Origin of the sequence: Streptomyces sp. NPDC098789, assembly GCF_044759975.1 — a bacterium.
Lineage (GTDB): Bacteria > Actinomycetota > Actinomycetes > Streptomycetales > Streptomycetaceae > Streptomyces.
The window spans coordinates 44,341-62,779 of record NZ_JBIWAJ010000013.1 but is presented as its reverse complement, the minus strand read 5'-3'; the positions used below and the strand labels follow the sequence as shown (position 1 = coordinate 62,779).

Genomic DNA, 18,439 nt, shown 5'->3' with positions numbered 1-18,439 from the left:
GCAAGGAGTGCAACCCGCGCGACCGTCCCGCGCATTCCGGGACGGCGCGAGGAATCCCGGCGGTTTACCGGATTTTTATCGAGCGCGCGCCCTCCGCTTACCCTCGGCTCATGGCCGCACGCACTCCTCCTCCCAGCCGACCCGTGGGTGCGGTGACCCGGGGAACCACGAATCCGAACCGGTTGCGCCGAATGGACCGCTGGATCGCGGCCGAGCACGGCGCCGCCCTGCGGCGGGCCGGGGCGCCGGTGGCGGTGGACCTCGGCTACGGCGCCGCGCCCTGGACGGCGGTCGAGCTGCTGGGCCGGCTGCGGCCGGTGGCCCCGGCGGTGCGGGTGGTCGGGATCGAGATCGAGCCGGCCCGGGTCGCGGGCGCGAAGCCGTACGAGCGCGAGGGGCTGAGCTTTAGGCACGGCGGCTTCGAGGTGCCGCTGGACGGGGGTGAACGGCCGGCGCTGATCCGGGCCGCGAACGTGCTGCGCCAGTACGACGAGGAGCAGGTCGCCGCGGTGTGGCAGCGCCTGTGCGGGCGGCTGGCGCCGGACGGGTTGCTGGTGGAGGGGACCTGCGACGAGATCGGGCGGCGGCACGTGTGGGTCGCGCTGGGCCCGGAGGGGGCGCGCACGGTGACCTTCGCGACCCGGATGGGCTCCCTGGAGCGCCCCTCGGACCTGGCCGAGCGCCTGCCGAAGGCGCTGATCCACCGGAACGTCCCGGGCGAACCGGTCCACGCGTTCCTGCGGGACTTCGACCGGGCATGGGCCGCGGCGGCCCCGTACGCCTCGCTGGGCGCCCGGCAGCGGTGGATCCGTACGGCGCGCTCCCTGGCGGTCGACTGGCCGCTGACGGACGGGCCGAAGCGGTGGCGGCAGGGCGAACTGACGGTTCGCTGGGATGCGTTGCGCCCGTTGGGGTGAGTGGTGCCGGATGGGGAACCGGGGGCGGGGGCGGCCCGTTGACTGCTCGAACGGCTCTTCGGGGCGGACCCGAACGGCCCTTCGGGGGTGGAGCGGCGCGCGGTGGGCACGGGGTTGCGCGACGGAGGGTGTTGCAATTCGCCGAGTCGTGGCACCATCCCGATGGCAGTGCGAAGTTACTGATGAATAGTCAGATCTGATACGGGATCTGGCGCGGGTGCCTGGGGGGACCATGAAGCGACACCGTGGCGCATCCGCGCTCACCTTGCTCTGTGCGATGGCGATACTGACGGCCCCGGGCCTGGCGGGCACGGCGTACGCCGCCCCGGCCGCCCCGGCGGCCCCCGCCGCGCCGGGCGCTCCGGGCACTCCGGCCGCTCCCGAGCCCGGGGCCAAGTCGCTGGAGCAGGTCCACAAGGAGATAGAGGCGCTGTACCGCCAGGCGGGCACCGCCACGGACGCGTACAACCTCGCGGTGGGCGAGGCCAAGACCCAGTCCGACAAGATCGTCGAGATCGCCAAGCAGGTGGTCGCCGGTCAGGAGCGGATCGCGACGCTCAAGAACCGCGCGGGCGCCGCGGCCCGCGCCCAGTACCGCTCGGGCGGCCTGCCGCCGGGCGCGCAGCTGGCCCTGAGCAACAGCCCCAGCATGTTCCTGAACGGCGCCGACCGGCTGCGCCAGGGCGAGAAGGCCGCCTCGGACACGCTCTCCGAGCTGTCCCGGACCCAGTCCGACCTCCAGCAGTACGCGGCGGACGCGAGCGCCCACTGGCAGACCCTGGAAGCCAACCGGGTCAAGCAGGAGAAGGCCAAGACCGAGATCCAGCAGAAGATCAAGGCCGCCGAGGAGCTGGAGAGCAAGCTCCAGGCCGAGGAGAAGGCCCGGCTCCTCCAGCTGGAGCAGGAGGAGCAGTACAAGGCGCAGACCGCCTGGCTGTCCTCGGGCGCGCTCAAGGACATCAACGGCGCGGCCTCGGAGGCGGGGAAGAAGGCGATCCAGTACGCCACCGCCCAGATCGGCAAGGCGTACGAGTGGGGCGCCGTGGGCCCCTCCACCTACGACTGCTCCGGCCTCACCTCCCAGGCGTGGCTGGCGGCGGGCAGGCCGATCCCCCGGACCTCGCAGGAGCAGCTGCGGCTGCTGCCGAAGGTCGCGGTGAAGGACATGCGGCCGGGCGACCTGATCATCTACTTCGACGACGCGAGCCACGTCGCCATGTACATCGGTGACGGCGCGATGGTGCACGCGCCCCGGACGGGGCGCAACATCACGATCGCGGGCGCGGGCTCGATGCCGATCAAGGCGATCGTCCGGCCGGACGCGTAGCGGGGGCGGTCGCGGGGCGGCCCCCGGGGTGGTTGCGGGGGCGGTTCCGGTTGCTGTGGGAGTTCCGGTCCCGGGTGGGGCGGAGCTTCCGGGCGTGGTTCCGCTTGCGTGCGGCGCCGGGCGGCAGCGACTCCGGCGCCAGCGTCGCTTGCGTGTGGCGCCGGATTCGCTGCCGCCCGGCGCCGGCCCCGGCGGACGGGACACGGGTGCGGCGCGAGGTGACGTTGGTCATCCCAGGACGGGCCATCCCACGCGATAAGGGCATATGCCGGCGGCGGCCGCCGGCCACACCATTCACGCGCCGGGCGGGGACCGCTAGGGTCGGGGCGCACGAGCGCACCCTCGGGGGGAGGGAAGGAACCGGAGACGATGCCCGCATCCGTACCGCGGCAGAGGGACACCCCGCCCGCGGAAAGCGGTCAGGCCCGCCCGCCCGCCACGTACGCCGTCGTACCGCCCCAGCCGGGCGGCACGGCCCAGTCCGGCACGCCCGAACCCGGCACGGACCGGTCCGGCGGCGCCGCACACCCGGGGGCTACACGTCCCGGCACGGACCGCCCCGGCACGACGCCTTCGGGGCCCGCCCAGAGCGCCGGCCCGCAGGCCCTGACGCTGCTGGTGATCCAGGACGACCCGGCCGGTCTCACCGTGCCCGAGATCCTCGACTCCGACGGCCACCGCATCCGCATCCGCACCGCCCGCAACCTCACCGAAGCGGAGCGGCTGCTCACCCATGACGTGCACTGCATCCTGCTCGACCTGTCCCTGCCCGGCGGCGGCGCCGACCCGGTGGACGACGAGCTCGCGGCCCTGCGCCAGGTGCTGCGCATGGCCCCGCGCCACGCCGTCCTGGTCCTGACCGCCGAGGCCGACGCCGAGCGGGCCGCCGAGGCGGTCCGCGTCGGCGCCCAGGACTTCCTCTTCGGCAGCGAGCTGGACGGCCGGCTGCTGAGCCGCGCCATCCGTTACGCGGTGGAACGAAAACGCGCCGACATCGCCCAGTACAAGCTGGCCGAGTCCCGGCTGCGCGCCCAGGAGAACGCCCGCCTGGAACGCGGCCTGCTCCCCCACCCCCTGCTGGAGGGCTCGGACCTGCGCTTCGCCGCCCGCTACCACGCGGGCCGCAGCCGGGCCCTGCTCGGCGGCGACTTCTACGACACCGTCCGGACCCCCGACGGCACCGTCCACGCGATGATCGGCGACGTGTGCGGCCACGGCCCGGACGAGGCGGCCCTCGGCGTGGAGCTGCGCATCGCCTGGCGCGCGCTGACTCTGGCGGGCCTGTGCGGGGACGATCTGCTGGCGACGCTCCAGGAGGTCCTGGAGGTGGAACGTCCCTGCGAGGAGATCTTCGCGACCCTCTGCACCGTGGACATCGCCCCGGACGGCCGCCGCGCGGGCCTGTGCCTCGCGGGCCATCCGGCCCCGCTCATATCCGGGCCGGGCCGCCCCGCACGGCTGCTCCCCTACGACGACAGCGGCCCGGCACTGGGTCTGCTGCCCCGGGCCCGCTGGCCCCGCCGCCAGGTCGAGCTTGGCGGCACCTGGAGCCTGTTGCTCTACACGGACGGCCTGATCGAGGGTCGGATCGGCGCCGGGCGCGAGCGCCTCGGCCAGGACGGCATGGTCGAGATGATCAACCGGCACCTCGGCCGCGGCCTGCGCGGCGAGGGCCTGCTGGAAGCGGCCGTCACCGAGGCCCGCCGGCTGAACGGGGGCGAGCTCACCGACGACGTCGCCGTCGTGCTCCTGGACCAAATGGACCGCGCGGCCGGCTGACGGCGGCGGTGGGGGCTGCGGCGGCGGCTGCTGCTGCGGAGGCCTCTGCGACTGTTGCGGCTGTTGCGGCTGCGGGCAGCTTCAGCGGCCGCCGTTGTAGGGCCCGTACGGACCGTCGCTGCTGCTGCCGCCCTTGCGCTTCCCGCCGCCCGAGACCTGCCTGACGGCGGGGCGCACGTCGACGAAGAAGACGATGCTCGCGACCAGCCCGGCGATCTGCAGGAACAGCATGCCGAGGAAGAAGTCCACCACAACCGTGACGCCGAGGAGCACGAGCCAGAAGGTCTTGGTCTGCTTGCCGGCGGCCCGGTACGCGTCCTCACGGGGCAGCAGCGCGAGGACGAACGCCGCGACGGCGAGCGCCAGCATGGCCCAACCCAGCAGGGGGAGAACCTCATTGTTGAAACCCTGCATCAACATCGAATCGACCGCCTTCTCGCGCGTGCTTGCGTCAGAACGCCCCCGTCGCCACGCTACCGGCTGAGCGATCTCATGGAAGGACAACGGACCGGGCCCCGGCAAAGGTGCCCGGTCCGGTCCGTGTCATGCGTACGGGGTACGGCGTACCGCCCGCGGCGCCGCGGGCGCCCCGGTCGGGGTGCCTCAGCTGGCGTCGTCCGGCGCGGCGGCGGCCTTCTTGGCCGTGCTCTTGCGCGCGGAGGTCCGCTTCGCGGCGGGCTTGTCCTCGCCTGCCGGCGCGTCGTCGACCGGCTCGGCCGGGGCGACGACCACGGCCACGGGGGCGGGCGCGGGCTCCGGCTCGACGATCTCGGCGATGTCGACGATCTCCTCGGAGACCTCGCCGCGCCATGCCCGTACGGCCTGCTCGCCGTGCTCGGCGACCTTGTCGTAGGTCTCCTTGGCGCGCACCGCGTACTCCGCCGCGACGCCCACCCCGCGCAGCGCCAGGTCCTGCGCGCTCTCCCCGAGCTTCTTCGGGTCGAAGGCCCCGAGGACCTCGGCGACCTTGGCGGTCACCGCTTCCTGGGCCTCGCGCGCCTTGTCCTGCACGACCTTCGGGTCGGTGTTCTTCACGGCCTCGATCCGCGCGGGGGCCTCGGCGCGCAGCTGCTCGATGAGCCCGGGCACCTTCTTGGCCTGCTGCACCGCCAGGTCGGCGGTACCGGCGGCGAAGTAGAGCGGGGTCGGGTCGGTGAGGGTCTTCTTCAGGTCATCGGCGATGGCCATGTGCTGGTCCTCCCGGATCACAGTTCAGTTCGCGTGGGGCATCGCGTCGTCGGAGCCGGCGCCGGGGCCGGCCTCGGCGTCGGCCTCGGCGTCGGCCTCGGCGTCGAGCGCGTTCTCCTTGCGGAACGACTCGTAGATCTGCAGCAGGACCTGCTTCTGCCGCTCGTTGATCGACGGGTCGGCGAGGATGACGGCGCGCGTCTCCACCTCGTCGCGGTCCCGCTCGTCGAGGATCCCGGCCTGCACGTACAGCGTCTCCGCGGAGATCCGCAGCGCCTTGGCCAGCTGCTGCAGGATGTCCGCGCTCGGCTTGCGCAGCCCGCGCTCGATCTGGCTGAGGTACGGATTGGACACCCCCGCCGCATCGGCCAGTTGCCGCAGCGAGAGCTGTGCCTGCCGCCGCTGCTCGCGGAGGTACTCGCCGAGGTTCCCGACGTTGAGCGATGCCATGCCCCGATCCTGCCGCACCCTGCTAACTATTGCAAGCAGCCGCTTGCAATAGTTCCCACCCGCCCCACCGTCCGCTTGCGCGCCTCGCGGCCGAAGCCTCGCCCCGTCCACGATCGCGATCACTACCCGAGCCCGAAATTCCCCAGGCCACGGCGGCGTCAGCCACTACTTTGGTGCGCGTGGAGACACGCCATCGACCGTCCGGATCCACCCACGAGGTGGTCTTTCGCCGATGCCACTCGTGCCGGGAGCTCAACATCGTGCGGGAGGCGCTCCTCGCCGCGCATGGGCCCGTCCGGCTGCGGTTGGCGGGTCCCGTTCCCGGTCTCGTCCCAGCTCTGAAGGTCTTTCGGGAGGTCACAGCAGCCTCGTTGTCGCGGGCCCGCGAACTGGTCGGGGAACTGAGCAACGAGGGTCTGGTGGGGACGTTGTCGGAGATGGAGTTCCTGAAGGCCCGGCTGCGGATGCGCGGAGTTCCCGTCGACCTCGAACGGTAGCCGTCCCTGGGGCCTGGGCCGCAGCCCACAATGATCGGGCGCCTGCCGTCGGGGGCTGGTAGAACCGGGTCACGGCGGCGCTTGCGTCACGAAGCTCTGGGGGCGGCATGTCAGGACCGGCAGTGGGGCTGTGGCTCTTCGAACCACGCGGGTTCGCGGACATCCTGGCCGATGTGGTCCCGTGGTTGGAGACCTTCTGCGAGCCGGTCGAGGTCAAGTCCGGCGGAGACCTGGACTTCTGGGTTCGAGACGCCCCCGTTCTGGGCCGCCCGGGCTTCGACCCGGCCGACGTCGGCGTGTTCTTCCTGTCGGAGGACGAGGAGCTGCCTGCCGACGACGAGGACTACTCGGCCTTCTCCCGGCCACCGGTGCAGGGGCTGATAGTCGGCGCCGGCTGCTCGGGGCCGGTGAACCACGTGCTGCTCGGCCACCTGACGCTCGCTCTCGCCCGTCGTCTTGATGCGCTGATCGACTTCGACGGCCTCTTGAGTGCTCGCCCCACCGCGGGAGACGACACGAGCAACGGGGCGGTCCTGGCCCGGGCGAGAGCACTGGCGTCAACGCTCCCGGGAAGGATCGCGGAGGTCTCCTACGACACCGGCGGTGGGGGGCGATGGCTTCGACACGTCGGGGACGTGGAGTTCCTCGAAGCCTGGCTGCAACACCCCGGCTTCCACTTGGTCAAGTAGCGCTTCGGCGGCCGTCAGCCGGGTGCGGGGTGGGGGCCGCGACGGTGTCTCGGGTCCAGGCGTAGGCCATGACGGGAAATCCGAGGTCGTGCAGGAGCAGCCGGGCCGTCCTCTGCGCGGTGACGGCTACGGGCGCACCCCGGCGGGGTGCGCCCGTAGCCGCGGCGGTCGCCGTCAGCCCTTGCAGGCCTTGGTGGTGTCGCCGGCCTTGCAGATGACGACCCAGGGGCCGTCCCAGAAGCTGTGCGGGCCCGTCGTGGCGGACACGTCGATCGTGCCGGGGCCGCACTGCTTCTGCGGTGCCTTGGACCAGATCTGGGGACCGCGCGGCTTGCCGATGAAGCCGACGCCGACCGAGATCGTGTAACAGGCCGTGGGGTCCGTGACCTTCAACGTGCCCTTCGCCGTCACCTTGCCGGCGTTGCCGGTCCAGACGGTGCTGACCGTGCCGGTGCTGCTCGCACCGGCGACGCTCTCGTTCCAGGGGGCGGAGATGACCGAGTCGGCGGAGGCGGTGCCCGCGCCGACGGCCAGCATGAGCGCGGCGCCGGTGGTCGCGGTGGCGATGGTCATGAGCTTGCGCATGCCGTCGTGTTCCTTTCGTCGTGGCCGTGCCGAGACGCACTGCCGAAAGGACGCTACGAAGCCCACGTATCGCACCGATATTGGCCGGTCAGCGGCGGCACAAGGCGGTGTCCACGAGGGTGGACATGTGGTCCAGGGTGGCCTTGTCCGTCGGCTGCGTGGTCACCGCGATGTTCGCGGCGCGGCCCTGGGTGGTGGCTCCGCCGCGGGTCTCGTACCCCGGGAAGCTGCCGCCGTGCCCCCAGTAGACGCCGCCGCACGACAGCGGGAAGCTCACGAGGCCCAGGCCGTAGCGGGCGCCGGGGCCGAAGTACTCGGCGGAGACCGTGTTCCGCATCTGGTCCAGTTGGGCCTTCTTCAGCAGGTCGCCGGAGAGGAGCGCGCCGTAGAAGCGGTTGAGGTCCGCGTTGGTGGAGATCAGCTGGCCCGCCGCCCAGGCCCAGGAGGGGTCCATCTCCGTGACGTCGCTCAGCGGGGCGCCCGCCGCGTCGCGGTAGTAGCCCTTGGGGTGGGGCTCCCGGATGGTGATGTCGCCGGGGGCGGGGAAGTAGGTGTGGCGCAGCCCGACGGGCCGGATGACGCGCCGGTCGATCTCCTCGGCCATCGGGCGGTGGGTGACCTGCTCGACGATCATGCCGGCCAGCACGTAGTTCGTGTTGCTGTACTCCCACTTCTGGCCCGGCTCGAAGTGGCCCTCGTGCCGGAGGGCGATGTCGACGAGCTCGCGGGGGGCGTAGTGGCGCAACTGGAGGTCGTACTCGGTGTAGTTGGGGAGGCCGCTGGTCTGCTGCAACAGGTGTCGGACGGTGATCTTGCGGCCGTCGATCCGCTCGCCGCGCACCAGGCCCCGCAGGTAGTCGTCGACCGGGGTGTCGAGGCCGATCTTCCCCTCGGCCACCAGTTGCAGCACGACCACCGCGGTGAAGGCCTTGGTGTTGCTGCCGATCCGCACCTGGCCGTCCTCGGGCACCGGCGCCCCGGTGGCCAGGTCGCCGACCCCCGCGGTGTACGAACGCGAGCGCCCGCCCGGCCCCTTGACGCTCGCCAGCGCCCCGGGCATGCCGTCCTCGCGCACCAGCGCGTCCAGGCCCCGCTGTACGGAGTCCGGCCGGGCGTCGGCGGCGAACGCCGCGGGCGAGGCGAGCCCGGACACCGTCAGGACGGCGCCGGCGACGGCGGCGGCCAGCACGGCCCCGAGCGGGGAAGGGAACCTCTGCCAGGTCTGCACGCGCACGGGCCAACTCCTGCTCAATGGTGGGGAATCCGGCGGTACGCACCGGCCTGACCAGCATGTCCCGGTCCGCCCACCCGCTACGACCCCGCTAACCGCCCGGTGCGGCCGGGGGTTGACCCCCCTGCGCCCCGGGGGCCAGCCGGTGCTGCCCCGCCCTACCGCCCCGCCCTACCGCGCCGCCCTGCCGATGACCACGGTCGCTTCGAGTTCCTCCGAGGACACCACCGCGACCTCGCCGAAGCCGGCCGTCGTCAGCGCCTCGGCGGTCCGCGGGGCCTGGTGCTCGCCGGTCTCGATCAGCAGCCGGCCGCCCGGCGCGAGCCACGGCAGGGCCCCCGCCGCGACCCTGCGCTGCACGGCGACCCCGTCCGCGCCGCCGTCGAGGGTGGCCAGGGGTTCGTGCTCGCGGGCCTCCGGCGGCAGCAGCGCGATCCGGTCCGTGGGCACGTACGGCGCGTTCGCGACCAGCACGTCCACCGCCCCCAACAGCCGGGCGGGCAGCGGGCCGTAGAGGTCGCCCGCGTAGACCCGGCCGCCGTACGGCGCCACGTTGCGCGCCGCGTAAGAGACGGCCACCGGATCGATGTCGACGGCGTGCAGCTCCACGCTCCCTCCCCCTCCCCCGTCCCCGCCGCCCCGCCCGCCCAGCCGCGCCGCCACGGCCGCGCCGACGGCGCCGACCCCGCAGCACAGGTCCAGCACCACCGCACCCGCGCCCGCACCCGCACCGGCCCGCGTCCCGGCGGCGGCCTCGCGCACCAGGAACTCGCTGCGGCGGCGCGGTACGAAGACCCCCGCGCCCACCTCCATCCGCAGCCCGCAGAACTCGGCCCAGCCCACCACGTGTTCCAGGGGCTGACCGGCCACCCGGCGCGCCACCAGCGCGGCCAGGTCGGCGCCTTCCGCCGCGGCGGCCAGCAGCAGCTCCGCCTCCTCCTCCGCGAAGACGCAGCCCGCCGCGCGCAGGACGGCGACGAGGCCCTCCCCGCCAAGGGAGGCGGGCGGGGACGGGAGCGGGGGAATCGGAGACATCGAAGACAAAGGGCTCAGTCCTCCAGGACCGCGACGTCGAGGTGTGCCAGCCGGACGGGGTCCGCCAGGATGTCGATCGCGACGATGAGGCCGCCGCTGACCGTGAAGCCCATGACCGCGACCGGCTTGCCGTCGGGCATCGTGACCACGCCGGGCGCGCCGTTGACCAGCGCGGGCCGGGCGAAGGGCGACAGCCGCTGGAAGGTGAGCGCCTGCCGGGCCACCGCCCGCGCACCGCGCACGGGACCGCCCGGCCCGCCCGCCCGCGCTCCGAGGTCCACGCGCAGCACGACCTCCGGGTCCAGGACCGCGATCAGGTCCTCGAAGCTGCCGCCGCGCGCGGCGGCGAGGAAGGCCCCGACGACCTCCCGCTGGCGGTCCAGGTCCGGATCGGGGGCGGGCGCGCCGCCCTGGACCCGGCGCCGTGCCCGGCTGGCGAGCTGCCGGGCGGCGGCCGGGGTGCGGTCCACGAGGGGCGCGATCTCCTCGAAGGGCACCCCGAACATGTCGTGCAGGACGAACGACAGCCGTTCCGCGGGGGCCAGTTGCTCCAGTACGACGAGCAGGGCCAGCCCGACCGAGTCCGCGAGCAGCACCTCCTGCTCCGGGTCGAGCCCGTCCGCACGGCTCACGATCGGGTCCGGGACGTGGATCCGTGCCTCCAGCGACTCCTCGCGGCGCGTCGTGCGGGACCGCAGCTGGTCCAGGCAGACGCGGGCGACGACCGTGGTGAGCCAGCCGCCCAGATTGGCGACCCCGCTCGTGTCGGAGCGGTCCAGCCGGATCCAGGCCTCCTGGACGGCGTCCTCGGCCTCGGCCAGCGAGCCGAGCATGCGGTAGGCGACGGCCCGCAGGTGCGTGCGCCGCTCCTCGAACCGTGCCGCCAGAAGATCGCTCTCGTCCATCCCGTGCTCCGCTCCCCTGCTCCCCGTCGTCCTCGTACCGTCCGTCGTCCCTATGACGTATCCGGGGCCCCCGGTGTGACGGGGCCGGTGGACGCCGCTCAGAAGTGGACGCCGCTCAGAAGACGTCGGGGCACCAGGGTCGTCGGGCGGTGCGGAAGACCGCGTCCGCCAGGGCCAGCGCCCCGGGCCGCAGCTCCTCGATCCCGCCCAGCGCGGCCAACCGCACCGCGGACCCGTCGCCCAGGTAGAGCGAGCCGAGCCGCGCCACGTCCAGGCGCAGGTCCGCGGGCTCCGCCGTCGGGGCGCAGGCGGCCGCCCCCGTCCCCGCGACCAGCCGGAAGCGGCCCGCGGCGAGCCCGGCCGGGTCCGTGACCTCCAGGACGAGGCTCCCGGGCACGGCGTACGTGCGCGCGCCGAGCGCCGCCGAGACGTCCAGCAGCCGCACCCACAGGTAGTCGGCGTCGGTCACCAGGCGGGCGGCGCGCGGGTCGGGCAGCAGCAGCGGGACCAGGTCGTCCGGGGCCCGGTAGCCGGTGCGCACCTTCATCACCCAGTCGATCGAGCACAGGTAGTGCCACAGCGCGCGCTGCGCCGCCACGGTGGTCGCGACGAGGTCCTTGACCTCCACGGTGTTGAGCGGGAGCTTGGCGTCCGTCCAGTGGTCGTCGGCCCGGTAGGCGACCACTCCCTCCACCTCGCCGGCCGCCGAGCGGTACACCGCGAAGAAGCGGGGCTTGTAGGGGCGGACGGAGATCTCCTCCAGGCCGGTGGCCAGGCTCCACCAGCGCTCCGGCCGGTCGATCACGCCGTGCGTCGTGGCGCGCAGCCGCTCGTGCACGGCGGGGCCCACCCGCCGCATCTCGGCGGCGTCCACCAGGTCGATCCGGCCGCCGTCCTCGGGCGCGGACCAGCGGGGGTCGAGTCCGGTGCGCGGGACGTCGATCTCCCACTCCGAGACGGCGGTGGCGGGCCCGTACCCGTAACGGCCGTAGATGGGGTACTCGGCGGCGATCAGCGTCGACAACACGTCGCCGCGCTCCTTGGCGGCGGTGAGCTCGGCGCGCATCATCCGGCTGAGCAGGCCGCGGCGCCGGTGCGTGGGCGACACGGTGACGTTGGAGACCGCGCTCGCGGGCAGCTGCGCGCCGCCCGGCACGGTGATCTGCTGCGCGAACGAGCGGAAGGTGCCCACGCAGCGGTCGGTGTCCGCGTCGAAGGCGCCCTGGGTGCGGGCGAGGTCCGTGTACCTGGCGCGCTGGAGGATGTCCGACTCGGTGACCGGCGTGGCGGTCAGGAAGCCGGTCGCCACGGCGCCCAGCCACGCGGGGAGTTCGGATGCGGCAATGGTCCGGACGTCGATGTTCATGACGAGCCACGCTAATCGCGCCGCGACACCGGGTCGCCCCATTTTCGCGCGCCGGACCGGCCGGCCCGTGGACAGGTCGGCGGGACGGGTCAGACCAGCAGGTCGTCGACCTGCGCCTCGCCCTCCCGGTAGCGCCGGGTGATCTCCGCGCTGCAGTCGTCCGCCGTGCGCTGCAACTGCTGGCGGCGGCGCGAGACCTGCTGCTCGTAGCGGACCAGCTTGCCCATGCCGTCGTGCAGTTCGCCGTCCGTACGGGCGCCCAGGTCCGACAGCTCCACGTCGGCCAGCATCTCCGCCGCGAGCAGCCGGAACTCCTCGCTGTGCGGGGTGCCGAGCGTGACGTGGCGCGCGGAGGCGCTGCGGCTGGAGGGGGCGTCGGCGAGGATCTCGGAGAGCCGGTCGACGACCGGGGACTCGGGATCGGTGCGGCGGGCCAGTTCGGCGCGCAGGATGTCGATCCGGCCCTGCAGGAGTCTGCGGACGTAGCTCAGGTCGGCCTCGTCGCGCTGCGCGTCGCGGCGCAGCGCGCGCAGCTCGGGCAGGCCGAGCGAGACGGCGGGCCGCTGCGGGTCACCGGTGGCCGTGGCCGTACCGGTGCGCTGCGCGGGCGGTCGGGCCGCGGAAGTCGCCGTGGAGATCGCCGTGGACGTTGCCGTGGAGGTCACTGAGGTGTCGGTGCCGGTGCCCGTGCCGGTGCCAGAAGTGTTCATGCGTTCGTGTCCGTCCCCTCGACCGGTGCATGGCAGCACCGCCTGCGAGCATCGTGCCACTCTCCGTGGTCCTGATGCAGGTCCACTCCACCCGATCGGCCCCGGACGGGTGCACGCCTGGTACACAGGTCGTATGCGAGCAGTGGTGCAGAGGGTGGACGGCGCGAGCGTCGTCGTCGCGGGCGAGACCGTCGGCGAGATCGTCGGCGAGGGACTGTGCGTGCTGGTGGGGGTGACCCACGACGACACTCCGGAGAAGGCCGCGCTGCTGGCGCGCAAGCTGTGGTCCGTACGGATCCTGGAGGCGGAGAAGTCCTGCAGCGACGTGGACGCGCCGCTGCTGGTGGTCTCCCAGTTCACGCTCTACGGCGACGCCCGCAAGGGCCGCCGCCCCACCTGGAACGCGGCCGCGCCGGGTCCGGTCGCCGAGCCGCTGGTGGACGAGGTCGTCGCCCAACTGCGCGCCCTCGGGGCGACGGTGGCGACGGGCCGGTTCGGTGCGGACATGCGCGTCTCGCTCACCAACCACGGCCCGTTCACCATCGTCATCGACATCTGAGCCGCTACGACCGAGCCGCTACGGCGCCACGACGACCTCCTGCGCGGCCGCGATCGTGCCCGCCAGCAGCTGCGCGTCCACCGCGACGTTCCGCTTCACCAGCGCGAGGGCGATCGGCCCCAGCTCGTGGTGGCGGACCGCGGTGGTGACGAAGCCGAGCTGACGGCCCTCCGCGCCGTCGGCGGCCAGCCGTACGGGCGTGCCGTGCGGCGGGAGCAGGACGTCCGAGCCGTCCAGGTGCAGGAAGACCAGGCGGCGCGGCGGCTTCCCCAGGTTGTGGACGCGGGCGACCGTCTCCTGCCCCCGGTAGCAGCCCTTCTGCAGGTGGACGGCGGTGCCGATCCAGCCCAGCTCGTGCGGGATCGTGCGGTGGTCGGTCTCGGCGCCGAGCCGCGGCCGGTGGGCCTCGACGCGCAGCGCCTCGTAGGCGTCCAGCCCGGCGGCCGGGCCGTGGGCGGCGGCGAAGGCCTCCAGCTCCGCGCGGGGCAGGAAGACGTCACGGCCGTACGGGGTCTCCCGTACGGCGTGCTCCTTCGCCACCTCGGCGGTCGAACCGGCCGGGAGGTGCACGACGGCGAACTCGCCGGTGCGGTCGGCGGTTTCGACGCGGTAGAAGAACTTCATCGACTCCAGGTAGGCGAGCAGCGCCTCCTGGGTTCCGGGCTCGACGTGCGCCCACACCGTCTCGCCGTCGTCGACCAGGTAGAGCGCGTGCTCGATGTGCCCGTTCGCGGAGAGGATCAGCGCCTCGGTGGCCTGTCCGGCCGGCAGTTCGGTGAGGTGCTGGGTGAGCAGCAGGTGCAGCCAGGACAGCCGTTCGGGACCGGAGACGGTGATGACGCCACGGTGCGAGAGGTCCACGAAGCCGCGGCCGTCCGCGAGGGCGCGCTGTTCGCCGTACAGCTCTCCGTAGTGGGCTGCTACGCCCTCGTCACGGCCTTCTGCCGCCACTGCACCGGGAAGATTGAGCAAAGGGCTGGTCATGGACCCCAGCCTACGACTGCGCCTGCGCCGGTGCGGCAGCCGCCCATGCCGGTGCGACAGCCACCTATGCCGGTGCGGCAGCCGCCTATGCCGGTGCGGCAGCCGCCTTCGCCGCGCAGTCGCGGCAGCGCCCGAAGATCGCGAAGTGCTTCATGTCGGTCTCGAAGCCGAACTCGGCGCGCAGCTTGGCGGTGAACTCGGCGGCCACGTCCACGTCCGCCTCGATCACCCCGGTGCAGTCCCGGCAGACCAGGTGGATGTGGTGGTGCCGGTCGGCGAGGTGGTAGGTCGGCGCCCCGTGCCCGAGGTGGGCGTGCGAGACCAGGCCCAGCTCCTCCAGCAGCTCCAGGGTCCGGTACACGGTGGAGATGTTGATCCCGGAGGCGGTCTTGCGGACGTGCACGAGCAGCTCGTCGGGGGTGGCGTGTTCGAGAACGTCCACCGCTTCCAGCACGAGCTGGCGCTGCGGGGTCAGGCGGTATCCCCGTTGGCGCAGGTCACTCTTCCAGTCGGTGCTCACCACGCGCCCAGTGTAGGCGCGCGGAAGGGGACCGCGGAGGTTCCGCGGTCCCCTTTCACCGTGCGTAGCCGCTGCGGCGCGCGAGCCCGACCGGCGGCGTGCCGCCGTGCCCGGTGGGCCGGCGTGCCCCGGGGTGGCTCAGCGGAAGAAGGCGATGCCGTCGTCGGGCATGTCCGGGAGGTTGCGCGCCATCTCGGCGACCTCCTCGGGCGTGACGACCTTCTTCAGCTGCGCCGACATGTACGGGCGCAGCTCGATCTCGGGGGTGGCCTTCTCCCCGACCCACATGAGGTCGCCCTTGACGTAGCCGTAGAGCCGCTTGCCGCCGCTGTGCGGACGGGAGGCCGCGGTGCGCGCGACCGCATCGGTGATCAGGTCGATCTGGGGCTTCTGGTCGGCCAGGTCGCCGTACCAGATCTCCACGACGCCCTGGTCGCGGACCATGACGACCTCGACCTTGCGCTGCTTGTCGATGCGCCAGTAGCCCTTCTCGGACTCCAGCGGGCGGACCTTCTTGCCGTCGGCGTCGAGGACCCACGTGTGCGAGGAGTACTCCAGGAAGTCCCGGCCGTCGTGGCCGAAGACGACCTCCTGGCCGAAGTTGCACTTCTCTTCACCGGGGTAGTCGAAGACGCCCGCGCCCTCCCAGGTACCGATGAGGAAGGCGAGGGGCAGGAGGTCCGGGTTCAGGTCGGACGGGATCTGGATCATGAATGGCTGCTCAGGCGATCTGTGGGAGGAGGGTTTCCGGAGGGCGGCTGATCAGGCGATCAGCGCTGGCCCTGGTACAGCTTCTTCACGGCCAGACCGCTGAAGGCGAGAACGCCGACGCAGACCAGGACCAGCAGGGAGGTGAAGACTGCCTCAAGCACGGGGTGCTCCTCGGAAGGTTCGTTTGTGTTCGGTGGGCAATGCGGGCCGGGGCCCAAGCCTACTGGCCCGGGCCCCGGGGCACCGTGTGAGGTAGGCCGTACCGCTGACGGGCCCGTCCCGCGCGCTATTCCAGGAGCTGGTCCTGGAGGATCACCGTCTGGTGGAAGGGGACGTCGGTGACCGCGTCCTTCCGCGTCTGGATCACCATGCCGAGGAGGTCGCCGGCCTGGATGCAGCCGACCTTCGTCTGCTGCGGACCGTAGGGCTTCTCCTCGATGAAGGTGGTGACCGCGGTGTGGTCCATCCGCCCCTTCGTGGCCTGCCCGATCAGGGCCTTGGACCAGGCGGAGTCCAGGTCGAAGGAGTCGGCGCCCTGGAGCTCCATGCCGGACTTGCAGCCCTCGAAGGAGGCCACGAAGCCGCTGGAGTGGAAGCGCAGCAGGTAGACGCGGGTGGCGGTGCCGTCGGGGGTGGTCCAGCCGCGGCCCGCGATCTGGCGCAGCCCGGCGTCCTCCTTGAGCCCCTGGACCACCCGGTCGTGGAACTTCCCGGAGAACTCGGCGAGGAAGCGGTCCTGGGTGACCATGCCGTCCTTGTCCGCCTTGAGGCTCTCGTCGGGCGTGGAGCCCTCCGGAGCGGGCAGCAGGAGCTGGCTCAGCGCCGCGTAGTGGATGCCTTCGGCGTTGTCCGGGCCGTAGGGCAGCGGGGCCCCCGCGGGAAGCACCGGCTTGGTGACCGCGGGGTAGTCCCAGCGACCGTCGCTCAGCGTCGACAGGCCCGGGATCCGCGTCCGCTCCGGCTCGACCACGGCGTACGCCGTCAGCGCCGCGGTGACGGCGAAGACCAGCACGGCCGCCGTCCAGCGCAGGGAGGCGAAGAGCGCGCGACGGTCGCGCGGGGCGTCCGGCGCGGCCGGCGCGGCGGACAGGTCCGGCGGGGCGAAGGGGTTCACGGCCGGCGCGGCCGCGGGCGCGGCGGCTCCGGGCGCGGGCTCCGGCGCGGCCGGGGCCGGTGCGGGTGCCGGTGCCGGTGCCGCGGGGGCTTCGGCGGCGGCGGCCAGGGTCTCGGTGGCGGTCTTGTCGGTCACGCGGACTCCCCGGGGGACTTCAGGTGGTCGAGCTGGGTGCGGAACAGCTTGACCGCCGCGGCGGCGTCGAAGGGCTTGCCGCCGTAGGCGTGGAAGCTGATCAGGAAGTCGCCCTGGGACGCGGCGCAGAGCACCGACTCCAGGGGTTCCTTCTTCTCGCCCTCGTCGTTCTTCTCGCCGTCGCCGACGGACCGCAGGGCGCACTTGGCCCCGGGGTACCCCTCGACCTTGGGCGCCTGGCGGTCGTCGCCGATCAGTTCGAGCAGCTTCGTGGTGAACTCGCCGAACTGCTTGACCGCCTGCGGGTCCGCCTGCGTCAGCGAGATCTCGACGACCGCGTCCCCGGACTCGTCACGGAAGGTGCGTCCGGCCTGGCCCTTGAGCTTGAGCCCGTCGATCATCTTGTTGCTCTCCGCGCGCCGGTCGGCGGGGAGGTTGTCGTTGTTCTCCTTCATGAGCTGGGCCGCCTTGGCGCCCGGCACGGTGAAGAAGTTGCTGTGCTCGCCCAGGTCGGGGCCCGGCCGGTAGTGCTCCGGAACCTCGATCAGCCGGTCGCCGAGCTCGCCGAGCGAGACGATCGGCGGGGTGGGCGCCACGGCCTGCGGGGTGGGGTCCTGCGCCTGCCAGTACACGGTGGCGGAGGCGCGGTCGGCGTCGGCGATCCAGCCCTTGGCCCAGGTGCCGAAGCCCGCGACGGCCGCGAGCGCCACCGCGGCGCCGACGGCGGCCACGGCCGCGCGGTTGACCGCGCGCGGCGGGCGGGCGCTGGCGAGCTGCTCCTCGGCGAAGGCCTGCTCCGGCGCACCCGCGGGCACGCCGTAGTCGGGGTCGGGCTCGTCCAGCGTGATCGCGGAGATGGCCGGGGCCGGCTTCTTCGGCTCGGTCACAGCTGCTCCACCTGTCGCTTGGCCAGGTCGACGATGTCCTTTTCGGAGATCGTCCCCGTGTTGTCGAGGTACTCCATGTACATGGCGATGTTGCCGACCCGGGCGATCGCCCGGGCCTCGTGGACCGGCATGTACCCGGCCTTCTCGTGCGCCTTCGAGTACACCCAGGCGCGGCCGGTGCCCTTGAGGCCGTCCGGCAGCGGCACGCCGTCGTTCCCGGCGCCGCGCTTCGTCTCCGGCATGTAGCTGGACTGCGAACGCGCGTAGGTCTCGGCGCCGGTGCGGTCGCGGAACTGCAGGAGGGTGATCATCACCGTGACCCGGTCCCCCGCGTACCAGTGGGCCACCGCGACCCGTCGGGCGTCACCCGAGTTGACCGCGTGCAGGCCCCGGCCCGGGTCGTCGAACCAGTCGGCCGCCCAGTCCCCGACGCCCTTGTAGCCGTGCTCGACCTCGGAGGCGCCCGCGGGCGCCTCCAGCAGCATCTTGGTGAGGTCGTCGTCCGTCCGGTCCCAGCGGTTCGCGTTGATCGAGCGGTACGTGGTCGAGTCGTCCGCCTTGATCGGCTTCGGGGTGGTCAGCCCCTGCTGGGCCAGCGGGCCCAGCGGCGTCGGCGGGCGCTCGTACTGGACGGCGTAGCCCGTGGCGGTCCCGGCGCCGACGCCGAGCACCAACGCGGCGGCGATCAGGAGCGCCGCCCGGCCGCGACGACGCCGAGGAACGTCACTCAGCGTAGCGGTCGGGGTGTTTGCCACCGGAAATTCCGAGCTGTCCGGATCCGGGGCGTTCTCGCCCTCTTTCCTCGGCTCGGGGATGGTCTGTTCGTGTTCCAAGAGAGGGTCCCCCCACA

Annotated in this window: 21 protein-coding genes; 6 read left to right on the top strand and 15 right to left on the bottom strand. The window is 72.9% G+C overall.

What is annotated here, in order from left to right:
• The first annotated feature begins 110 nt into the window (after positions 1-110).
• The 3 genes from ACIQWR_RS24935 to ACIQWR_RS24925 all read left to right on the top strand — a co-directional run bounded on the left by ACIQWR_RS24935 (position 111) and on the right by ACIQWR_RS24925 (position 4,023).
• A complete protein-coding gene (locus tag ACIQWR_RS24935; RefSeq protein ID WP_404013440.1) occupies positions 111-917 on the top strand; it encodes a class I SAM-dependent methyltransferase in 807 nt (268 codons plus the stop codon).
• Positions 918-1,194: 277 nt separating this feature from the next.
• The gene (locus ACIQWR_RS24930) at positions 1,195-2,244 is read left to right on the top strand and encodes a C40 family peptidase (protein ID WP_404013438.1); all 1,050 of its coding nucleotides are present in this window, start codon (positions 1,195-1,197) and stop codon (positions 2,242-2,244) included.
• A gap of 369 nt (positions 2,245-2,613) precedes the next feature.
• Positions 2,614-4,023 carry a SpoIIE family protein phosphatase gene (locus ACIQWR_RS24925; RefSeq protein ID WP_404013435.1) on the top strand — a complete coding sequence of 470 codons (1,410 nt, stop codon included), beginning with the start codon at positions 2,614-2,616 and terminating at the stop codon, positions 4,021-4,023.
• Positions 4,024-4,104: 81 nt separating this feature from the next.
• Here ACIQWR_RS24925 and ACIQWR_RS24920 read toward each other — a convergent pair whose 3' ends face one another.
• From ACIQWR_RS24920 to ACIQWR_RS24910, 3 genes are all read right to left on the bottom strand, one after another.
• Positions 4,105-4,443 (bottom strand): DUF2516 family protein, encoded by a 339-nt coding sequence (locus ACIQWR_RS24920; protein WP_404013432.1) that lies wholly within the window; start codon positions 4,441-4,443, stop codon positions 4,105-4,107.
• A 183-nt stretch (positions 4,444-4,626) separates the two neighbouring features.
• Positions 4,627-5,211, bottom strand: a complete 585-nt coding sequence (locus ACIQWR_RS24915) for a hypothetical protein (protein WP_385782210.1) — start codon at positions 5,209-5,211, stop codon at positions 4,627-4,629.
• A 24-nt stretch (positions 5,212-5,235) separates the two neighbouring features.
• Positions 5,236-5,661 (bottom strand): helix-turn-helix domain-containing protein, encoded by a 426-nt coding sequence (locus ACIQWR_RS24910; RefSeq protein WP_404013429.1) that lies wholly within the window; start codon positions 5,659-5,661, stop codon positions 5,236-5,238.
• 260 nt (positions 5,662-5,921) lie between these two features.
• Between ACIQWR_RS24910 and ACIQWR_RS24905 the strand changes: the two genes are divergently transcribed.
• Positions 5,922-6,158, top strand: a complete 237-nt coding sequence (locus ACIQWR_RS24905) for a hypothetical protein (RefSeq protein WP_404013426.1) — start codon at positions 5,922-5,924, stop codon at positions 6,156-6,158.
• A gap of 107 nt (positions 6,159-6,265) precedes the next feature.
• Positions 6,266-6,847, top strand: a complete 582-nt coding sequence (locus ACIQWR_RS24900; protein WP_404013423.1) for a DUF6368 family protein — start codon at positions 6,266-6,268, stop codon at positions 6,845-6,847.
• Positions 6,848-7,021: 174 nt separating this feature from the next.
• On the opposite strand, the gene ACIQWR_RS24895 is transcribed toward ACIQWR_RS24900, so the two are convergent.
• The 6 genes from ACIQWR_RS24895 to ACIQWR_RS24870 form a co-directional block, all read right to left on the bottom strand.
• Positions 7,022-7,432: a hypothetical protein gene (locus ACIQWR_RS24895; RefSeq protein ID WP_404013420.1), complete on the bottom strand. Its 411-nt coding sequence runs from the start codon at positions 7,430-7,432 to the stop codon at positions 7,022-7,024.
• An 88-nt stretch (positions 7,433-7,520) separates the two neighbouring features.
• Positions 7,521-8,666 (bottom strand): serine hydrolase domain-containing protein, encoded by a 1,146-nt coding sequence (locus ACIQWR_RS24890; RefSeq protein ID WP_404013417.1) that lies wholly within the window; start codon positions 8,664-8,666, stop codon positions 7,521-7,523.
• Between the two features lie 168 nt (positions 8,667-8,834).
• Positions 8,835-9,698, bottom strand: coding sequence for a putative protein N(5)-glutamine methyltransferase (locus ACIQWR_RS24885; protein ID WP_404013415.1), 864 nt, complete (start codon positions 9,696-9,698; stop codon positions 8,835-8,837).
• Between the two features lie 14 nt (positions 9,699-9,712).
• A complete protein-coding gene (locus ACIQWR_RS24880) occupies positions 9,713-10,603 on the bottom strand; it encodes a sigma-70 family RNA polymerase sigma factor (RefSeq protein ID WP_404013412.1) in 891 nt (296 codons plus the stop codon).
• Positions 10,604-10,718: 115 nt separating this feature from the next.
• Complete coding sequence (locus ACIQWR_RS24875; protein ID WP_404013410.1) at positions 10,719-11,969, bottom strand: GNAT family N-acetyltransferase; 1,251 nt, start codon at positions 11,967-11,969, stop codon at positions 10,719-10,721.
• Positions 11,970-12,058: 89 nt separating this feature from the next.
• A complete protein-coding gene (locus tag ACIQWR_RS24870) occupies positions 12,059-12,679 on the bottom strand; it encodes an AmfC protein (RefSeq protein ID WP_404013407.1) in 621 nt (206 codons plus the stop codon).
• Positions 12,680-12,812: 133 nt separating this feature from the next.
• On the opposite strand from ACIQWR_RS24870, the gene dtd reads away from it, so the two are divergent.
• A complete protein-coding gene (gene dtd / locus ACIQWR_RS24865) occupies positions 12,813-13,238 on the top strand; it encodes a D-aminoacyl-tRNA deacylase (protein WP_354381185.1) in 426 nt (141 codons plus the stop codon).
• Between the two features lie 18 nt (positions 13,239-13,256).
• On the opposite strand, the gene ACIQWR_RS24860 is transcribed toward dtd, so the two are convergent.
• The 6 genes from ACIQWR_RS24860 to ACIQWR_RS24835 all read right to left on the bottom strand — a co-directional run bounded on the left by ACIQWR_RS24860 (position 13,257) and on the right by ACIQWR_RS24835 (position 18,344).
• Positions 13,257-14,222: a YgfZ/GcvT domain-containing protein gene (locus tag ACIQWR_RS24860; protein WP_404013404.1), complete on the bottom strand. Its 966-nt coding sequence runs from the start codon at positions 14,220-14,222 to the stop codon at positions 13,257-13,259.
• A gap of 85 nt (positions 14,223-14,307) precedes the next feature.
• Positions 14,308-14,745 carry a Fur family transcriptional regulator gene (locus ACIQWR_RS24855; RefSeq protein ID WP_404013402.1) on the bottom strand — a complete coding sequence of 146 codons (438 nt, stop codon included), beginning with the start codon at positions 14,743-14,745 and terminating at the stop codon, positions 14,308-14,310.
• Positions 14,746-14,880: 135 nt separating this feature from the next.
• The gene (locus tag ACIQWR_RS24850; RefSeq protein WP_404013399.1) at positions 14,881-15,453 is read right to left on the bottom strand and encodes an FABP family protein; all 573 of its coding nucleotides are present in this window, start codon (positions 15,451-15,453) and stop codon (positions 14,881-14,883) included.
• Between the two features lie 286 nt (positions 15,454-15,739).
• A complete protein-coding gene (locus ACIQWR_RS24845) occupies positions 15,740-16,702 on the bottom strand; it encodes a hypothetical protein (protein ID WP_404013396.1) in 963 nt (320 codons plus the stop codon).
• Positions 16,699-17,589 carry a hypothetical protein gene (locus ACIQWR_RS24840; protein WP_404013393.1) on the bottom strand — a complete coding sequence of 297 codons (891 nt, stop codon included), beginning with the start codon at positions 17,587-17,589 and terminating at the stop codon, positions 16,699-16,701. The genes ACIQWR_RS24845 and ACIQWR_RS24840 overlap by 4 nt, the downstream gene beginning before the upstream one ends.
• Entirely contained in the window at positions 17,586-18,344 is a 759-nt protein-coding gene (locus ACIQWR_RS24835) for a hypothetical protein (protein ID WP_404013391.1), read from the bottom strand. The genes ACIQWR_RS24840 and ACIQWR_RS24835 overlap by 4 nt, the downstream gene beginning before the upstream one ends.
• Between the last annotated feature and the right edge of the window lie 95 nt (positions 18,345-18,439).